The organism is Limimaricola pyoseonensis (genome assembly GCF_900102015.1).
Lineage (GTDB): Bacteria > Pseudomonadota > Alphaproteobacteria > Rhodobacterales > Rhodobacteraceae > Limimaricola > Limimaricola pyoseonensis.
This window is the reverse complement of sequence record NZ_FNAT01000010.1, coordinates 110,489-116,652: the sequence shown is the minus strand read 5'-3', so window position 1 is coordinate 116,652 and position 6,164 is coordinate 110,489. Positions and strand designations below refer to the sequence as shown.

General features: G+C 63.3%; 6 protein-coding genes, 1 tRNA gene and 1 rRNA gene. 4 read left to right on the top strand and 4 right to left on the bottom strand.

Features of this window, described 5'->3' with window-relative positions:
• Positions 1 to 71: 71 nt before the first annotated feature.
• A 5S ribosomal RNA gene (gene rrf, locus BLT43_RS16970) occupies positions 72 to 186 on the top strand.
• 90 nt (positions 187 to 276) lie between these two features.
• Positions 277 to 353, top strand: a tRNA-Met gene (locus BLT43_RS16965).
• A 650-nt stretch (positions 354 to 1,003) separates the two neighbouring features.
• On the opposite strand, the gene BLT43_RS16960 is transcribed toward BLT43_RS16965, so the two are convergent.
• Together BLT43_RS16960 and BLT43_RS16955 are read right to left on the bottom strand one after the other, a co-directional pair.
• The gene (locus BLT43_RS16960; protein WP_242652332.1) at positions 1,004 to 1,249 is read right to left on the bottom strand and encodes a cupin domain-containing protein; all 246 of its coding nucleotides are present in this window, start codon (positions 1,247 to 1,249) and stop codon (positions 1,004 to 1,006) included.
• A 247-nt stretch (positions 1,250 to 1,496) separates the two neighbouring features.
• Positions 1,497 to 2,018, bottom strand: coding sequence for a DUF6647 family protein (locus BLT43_RS16955; protein ID WP_242652331.1), 522 nt, complete (start codon positions 2,016 to 2,018; stop codon positions 1,497 to 1,499).
• A gap of 129 nt (positions 2,019 to 2,147) precedes the next feature.
• Between BLT43_RS16955 and BLT43_RS16950 the strand changes: the two genes are divergently transcribed.
• Entirely contained in the window at positions 2,148 to 3,365 is a 1,218-nt protein-coding gene (locus tag BLT43_RS16950; RefSeq protein ID WP_090114795.1) for a winged helix-turn-helix domain-containing protein, read from the top strand.
• Between the two features lie 7 nt (positions 3,366 to 3,372).
• Here BLT43_RS16950 and BLT43_RS16945 read toward each other — a convergent pair whose 3' ends face one another.
• Entirely contained in the window at positions 3,373 to 4,431 is a 1,059-nt protein-coding gene (locus BLT43_RS16945) for a TRAP transporter substrate-binding protein (RefSeq protein ID WP_090114793.1), read from the bottom strand.
• Positions 4,432 to 4,815: 384 nt separating this feature from the next.
• A complete protein-coding gene (locus tag BLT43_RS16940) occupies positions 4,816 to 5,358 on the bottom strand; it encodes a hypothetical protein (protein ID WP_242652330.1) in 543 nt (180 codons plus the stop codon).
• Between the two features lie 148 nt (positions 5,359 to 5,506).
• Here BLT43_RS16940 and BLT43_RS16935 point away from each other — a divergent pair, with 148 nt between their 5' ends.
• A complete protein-coding gene (locus tag BLT43_RS16935; protein ID WP_090114789.1) occupies positions 5,507 to 6,037 on the top strand; it encodes a c-type cytochrome domain-containing protein in 531 nt (176 codons plus the stop codon).
• Positions 6,038 to 6,164: the final 127 nt, after the last annotated feature.

Genomic DNA, 6,164 nt, shown 5'->3' with positions numbered 1-6,164 from the left:
GACTTGGAAATCTCGATGGCCGCGAGGCCGCCCCCGGGCGGTCGGCCACCGAACAGATGTTTCTTCCTCGGTCTGGTGGCCATAGCACGAGCGAAACACCCGATCCCATTCCGAACTCGGCCGTTAAGCGCCGTTGCGCTGATGGTACTGCGTCTCAAGACGTGGGAGAGTAAGTCACCGCCAGACCTAGAAAGAAACATCGCCCCTTCTCTCTGATACGATGACAAGGCGCGGCCCTCCAAAACCCCCACAGGGGCCAGGGGCCACGCAACATGGCGCGGGATGGAGCAGCCCGGTAGCTCGTCAGGCTCATAACCTGAAGGTCGCAGGTTCAAATCCTGCTCCCGCAACCAACGTAATCTGACAGAGATCCAGACAAGCCCTCGGGAGGTTTTCTGCGTTTCAGGACCACAGGGCAGGGCGCTCGGACCTGCTCGCCTCGAAGCGCTGTTCCGCTGTTCCCTACTGAGGGCCGCAAACGGCCCAAAGCCGTCACTCGGCAACCCAGCCGCGAACGTCTGCTTTGAGAGGTGGCAGAACTGCTGCAAAGCCTTCGTCGGCCGGCACCTGGTCAAACAGTGGAGCGGCGCCGAAGCCGCGGTAGTCTTGCGCGCCGATCTGGGTATTCCCTCGATCATCGTTATCGTCAGTGGCGGCTTGCACGAACTGGCAGAGATGGAGATTGCGGCTATCGATCCGGTTGCTGCGCCCAGCAAGCCATGAGCCCGATGAAACGGCACCCCGCATCCATGATGTGGGCAATAAACGAGATCGGCCGGGGCGGACTGTTGGGGGATACGGCAGCGGCTGCGTTGCCCGCTGCCGACGCGCCGGCGCCCCGACATTCAGTCGTATCGACAGCTTGCTGAACAGGAGGCGTCATGGTCTCCCCGAGGGCAGCCAAGTTGGACGTATGTGTAAGCTTGGAGGGGTCCCGGCGAACGCGTAAGTGAGTGGCCCCAGCGAGAACCACCACCCTTTTGACGGGGGCCGGCCGAGAGCCCTACTCGACCTTGGCGATGTCGCAGACCAACGCGGTGGCCGGGGCATCGGTGCGGTTGTAGACCCAATGCACTGTCTCCTCGGTCTCGGGGAACGTGCCCAGCGAGGCGGCATCGAAGCTGCGTTCGCCCGAGGGTTGACCTTCGACCCAGATGCCGTCGATCACCGTGACGATGCCCGGGCGGTCGGCATGACTATGCTCGGCGATCTGGCCGCCGGGAGCGATCTCGACGGCACGCATGCGCATGCTGTAGCCCGCAAGGCCAATGGTGGCTTCCATGGTCTGAGGAGACAACTCGGCCAACAGGTCTACCGTCAGGCCGGCATGCTCGGTCGGGCCCGACATCTGCGCAAGACCGGACCCACCGGCAATGGCTACGAGACCAGCGAAGAGACCGAGGGCGAATGATGTCCAAGGGTGGTGTTGAAGTCCCAACATGATGGTTCCTTTCGCGGATGGGGCTCAAGTTTCACCTCCGGCAATGCCGGGGCTATCAATGGGTGCAGACTGTGCCGACCAGCAGCATCGCTGGATCGAGGTTGAAGGCCGTCTCCAGATCCTCGCCGAATAGGGCGAGCCAAGCGTCCTGGGCCCGATAGGCCAGTCGCTCGCGCGCGGCCGGGCAAGCAAAGCGGTGCCCGGCCATGGCCTGCATGTGATGAACCAACTCGTGAACCAAGATCGACAGCTCCGCCGGGCTGTGGCCGGTCCAGCCGTCGGAGAGATAGATGGTGCCGGTGGTCTCCTCATAGAGCGCGACCACCCGGTCGGGAGCGACGCTTGCTCCGACGCCATAGCGCATCGCGACCAGTTCCGAGCTGGGCAGTGTGACGAGACGTGGATCACGGGCTGCGCGCGGCAGGTCAAAATTGGCCTCAAGCCACAGCGCGAGGGTGTCGAGAAGCGACGGTGCATCGCGCATCCGACCCTCCTGCGCGGTGGCGGGCAACGGTGCTGCAGTCATGGTTGAGAGGCCCAAGACAAGCGTGGTGATGTAAGGCGCGGAGCGGCGCATGATGACCCTCCCAAGGCCGTGATGGTGTCCCCCGAAGCTTCAGTCGTGGCTGGGCCGAAGTCCTGAAAACGGCCTGAAGAAAGCCTGAAATCGTGCTAAAATCGGTAGGTCCAGCACCGGGTCATCGTCGTGGAGGAATGCGAGATCATTCGGATCGGCGACGTCGTGCTGAACCCCAGGCGCGGTCGGCTCGAGGATGGGAGCGGCGCCGAGCGGGTTCTGCGCGCTAAATCCTTTCGAGTCCTTGAACTACTGCTGGCGCGGCGCGGGGAGCTGGTGGCCAGGGACGATCTTCTGCGCGACGCATGGCCGGACGTGATCGTGTCAGACGACTCCCTGGCACAATGCATCAGCGACATCAGGCGCGCTCTGGGGCCGCGCGGCGCCGCGCTGCTGCGCACAGTTCCCCGGCGTGGCTACGTGCTCGAGGAGGAGAAAGGGAGTGCGCCGCCTAAGGACCGGCCACAGCGCACGGTTCAGTTCGGCGCAGCCGCCGTCGTAGTAGTCGTTTTTGCGGGTCTGGGATGGCTGACGAAGCCTGCCGAACCGGATGTCCCTCCAGCGACTTCGGACCGGGCCATGGCGGCCGAGGCGCTGCTCGACGGGCGGGACTGGCAGAGGCGGGAGACCAACGAGCAGGCGCGCGCGTTGCTTCAGACAGCAGTCGCAACTGATCCTGACGACGCGAAGGCTTGGGCCGACCTCGGCCTGACCTACTGGCTCGAAGTGCAACATCTCGCATGGGGCGGGGGCCGCCGCGAGATGGCGCGGGCTATCGACATGATAGAGCGTGCCGTAGCCCGAGGAGGCGGTTCGGACGCGCACCGGTTGCTGGCCGAAATGCGATTGCTTTCCCCCTTTCCCGAGATGCGCTCGCCGGTCGACGCGCTGGCCAATGCGCGGGCGGCGGTGACAATCGAACCCGGTGAGACCGACAACCTCGCCGTGCTGGCACATGTGCTGGCGTTGTCCGGCCATGGCGCCGAGGCTGTGCGCCATATAGAACGGGCGTTGCATCTCGATCCGACCCCGCCAGGGTGGTATCGGCAGGTGGCCGGGCTGAGCTATCTCGTCGCGGGGGAGCCGGCCCGTGCGGCGGAAGCTTTCGGTGCGCTCCACGGCGCTGGCACCTTCACCGGCACGCGCTGGTGGCCTGGCTGGCTGCTGGCGTCGAGCCTCGCGCAGGCAGGCCGCACCGATGAGGCGGCTGCGATCATTCAGGCCGCCGAGGGTCGCCGCCCGGAGCGCAGCATCGCCGCGGTGGCGCAGTCGCTCGACGGATGGTCGGATCACGACAGCCGAGAGCGGTTCCTCGACGGGCTTCGGCGGGCTGGGCTGCCTGACTGATGGGGCCCTAATCGATGTAGCCCTGCGCCGAGGCGGCGCCGCGGCTCTCGACATGGCTCAGATAGCTTTCCCAAGCCGCGGCAAGTAGCGGATCGCGGACGGTCTCCTCGGCGATCACCTCCGCCCAAGCCTCTCGCAGCCTTGCAAGGATCTCTTCGGGCCAATCATGTATCATGACCCCCTCGTTGCGGAACCGCTCCAGTGCCGCCACCTGCTGAGGCTGCGCCGTCTCGAGCGACCATGTGAGTGTTGTCACGCAGGCAGCTTCGATCGCGGATCGGTGGTCATACGAAAGTGCGGTCCATCTGCGCCGAGGCATCAGCAGTTCAAGCGAGGTGGCCGGCTGTTGCCAGCCGGGCAAATAAAGATGCCCCGCCGCCTCGTGCAGGCCGAGATCGGCGTCGATCGACGGCAACGAAAACTCTGCCGCAGCGACCAGCCCGGTTTCCAGCGCCGGGCGGATGTCGGCAGCCGGCAACTCGTAGGGCACGACGCCGAGCGCCCTGAGCGTCAGCGCGCCGTAGCCGAAGGCGCGCATGGGCAGCCCATCGAGATCGGCGACCGTTTCGACAGGTGCGCGGAACCAGCCGCCGCCCTCGGCCGGCAGCACGCCGCAATAGAAGCTTTTAAGAGCATGGCGCGCATAGATCGCGTCAAGCGCCTCGGCCCCGCCCCCTTCGCGCATCCAGGCGGTAAAGCCCTCAGGGTCCGGCCCGAAAGGAAAGCCGCTGAAGATCGCGAGCGCTGGGTCCTCGCGGTGATGGTGGCCGGCCGACCCCCAGACCGCGTCGATCAGCCCAGCCTCGAGCGCGCCGAAGCTATCCTGGTCGAGAACCATCCGGTCCTGCACCTCGATGAGGAAGCTGCCCCCGGTCCGGCGCTCCACCTCGGCCGCGAAATAGGACCCAGCCTCGCCGAACAGCTTCGGGTAGAGCAGGCTGTTCATACGCCAGCGTAGAATGTCCTCGTCGGCAGACGCCGCAGCTGAAGTTAGGCTGATCGCCACGACCACTGGGCCCAGCCGGCCGATGGAAAAGGAGTGACACGACATGTCGAGCGCCTTCACATGGAGCTGTTGGCACCGCCCATCATGCGCGCTTCCCGGTTGCCGATCAAATTCGGAGGCACCAATAGCCCCGTAATTCGCAGATGCCTTTTCCATTTGTAAGCAGCAGTCAGTTCGCGAATGTTCGAGCGGAATACCGTCGCTCCGATCTCTGAACGAAGCTACCAGGTCGGGGAGGTTGCGAATGTCAGTTTATCGCCTGGGTGAACCGGGGTAGCTCGGGGTTCAAAGCGGCCGTCCATCTGTCCCGCAGCAACGATCCGCCATACCATTTCTGCGCGAAAGAGGGCCACTCAACCATCCATCCGGAATGACGGTCGAGGCTCTGATACGCAGTGGAGCATCGACCGTCATCTCCGCACGATGCAGGTAATTTACCTCAGTCTAATGCTTATGGTGCTCACAGGTTACGGCCGGATTAAACGGCATCAGATTCCCCATGGGATTCTCTCGAAACAGCCACACATGCTGATCGTAGTGAGGTGAGAAACCATGGGCCTCGTCCCCCGGTGTTGATGGGTCATCGGCCATATGGTCCCAACTCCGGCCGTTGAACATTAGCTCCTCCTCCTTCCCCGATTCACGCCAAGCGGCCTCGAACACGAGGTTCTCGACCCCGACGAGTTCGAGTGAACCGTCCGCCTGCGGTTCGTAGATCAGGACGGAGGGACGCATCCAATCGGTATGCGTTCCCTTTCCATCGACCCGCGGCTCGGTCGCAGTTATCTTGAGCAGTTCCGGATGAATGAAGTGTATCCCCATGCCACCGAGTTCCGGAGGCAGGCCTTCCCCTTCCGCCGAGACGCAGTGATTGTCTGGGTTGATGTAACCATCCGCGAGGGCTTGGTTCACATCCTGATACTTCGATACCGCACTGCGTAGTTCGTCGAGGTCGATCTCTGCGGCCCAGCACGCAATCGGTGTCATCATTGCTACTAACGAGAATACTATTCTTCCAGTCATGACACTTACCTCCTAAAAGGCACACCCTCGACACTGCTGTCGTTGGTCGCCGCGCGCATTCTACTCCTGTCCTGACGATTCCCGCAGACTTCTTGGCATCAAACAGCGCTCAATGACGGGCGGCCTCGGCGCTCGACACTTCCGAATTCTTGGCAGCTGGCGAGGGCCAGTCTGCTATATTGTCAGCGTTCCGAAGAGGCATGAGAGGCGTCAGATCGCGTCGTCGAAATTGATGATTGGTCCCGCTATGAAATGGCATTGTGCTTTAGCCCTTCTAATGCTCGGTTCGATCACAAGTCAGGCTGCAGCCGATCCCGCCGACCCGCTGCCCGACTGGGACATGGTCAGCGAAATCTTCAACGAGCGCTGCGTCATGTGTCACTCCGGGCATGGCGCGGCGCTGGGTCTTCGTCTCGACAGCTATGAAGCCGCCATGGCGGGCAGTTCGAGAGGCGCGATCCTCATTCCGGGAGACGCCGAGCGAAGCGAGTTGATCCGACGGCTCCATGGCAGGACTCTGCCGCGCATGCCATTTTTTAGTCGTACCTTGCCATCAGCCGAGATCGACATCATCACGCGTTGGGTTGACGCAGGTCTTCCAAACGCAGCCCTCAGGCCGGACAAGACATCCAAGACGCAATAGGGCGTCCAGGGTGAAAGCCCCTCGGGCCTTTGTAGATCTGTTTCGGACTTCCCACATCGAGCAGCTGCGCGGCAACTGGTGCTTTCCTGCGCCCTGTCGGCGATTGTCGGCGTCGTGCTGAACCTCG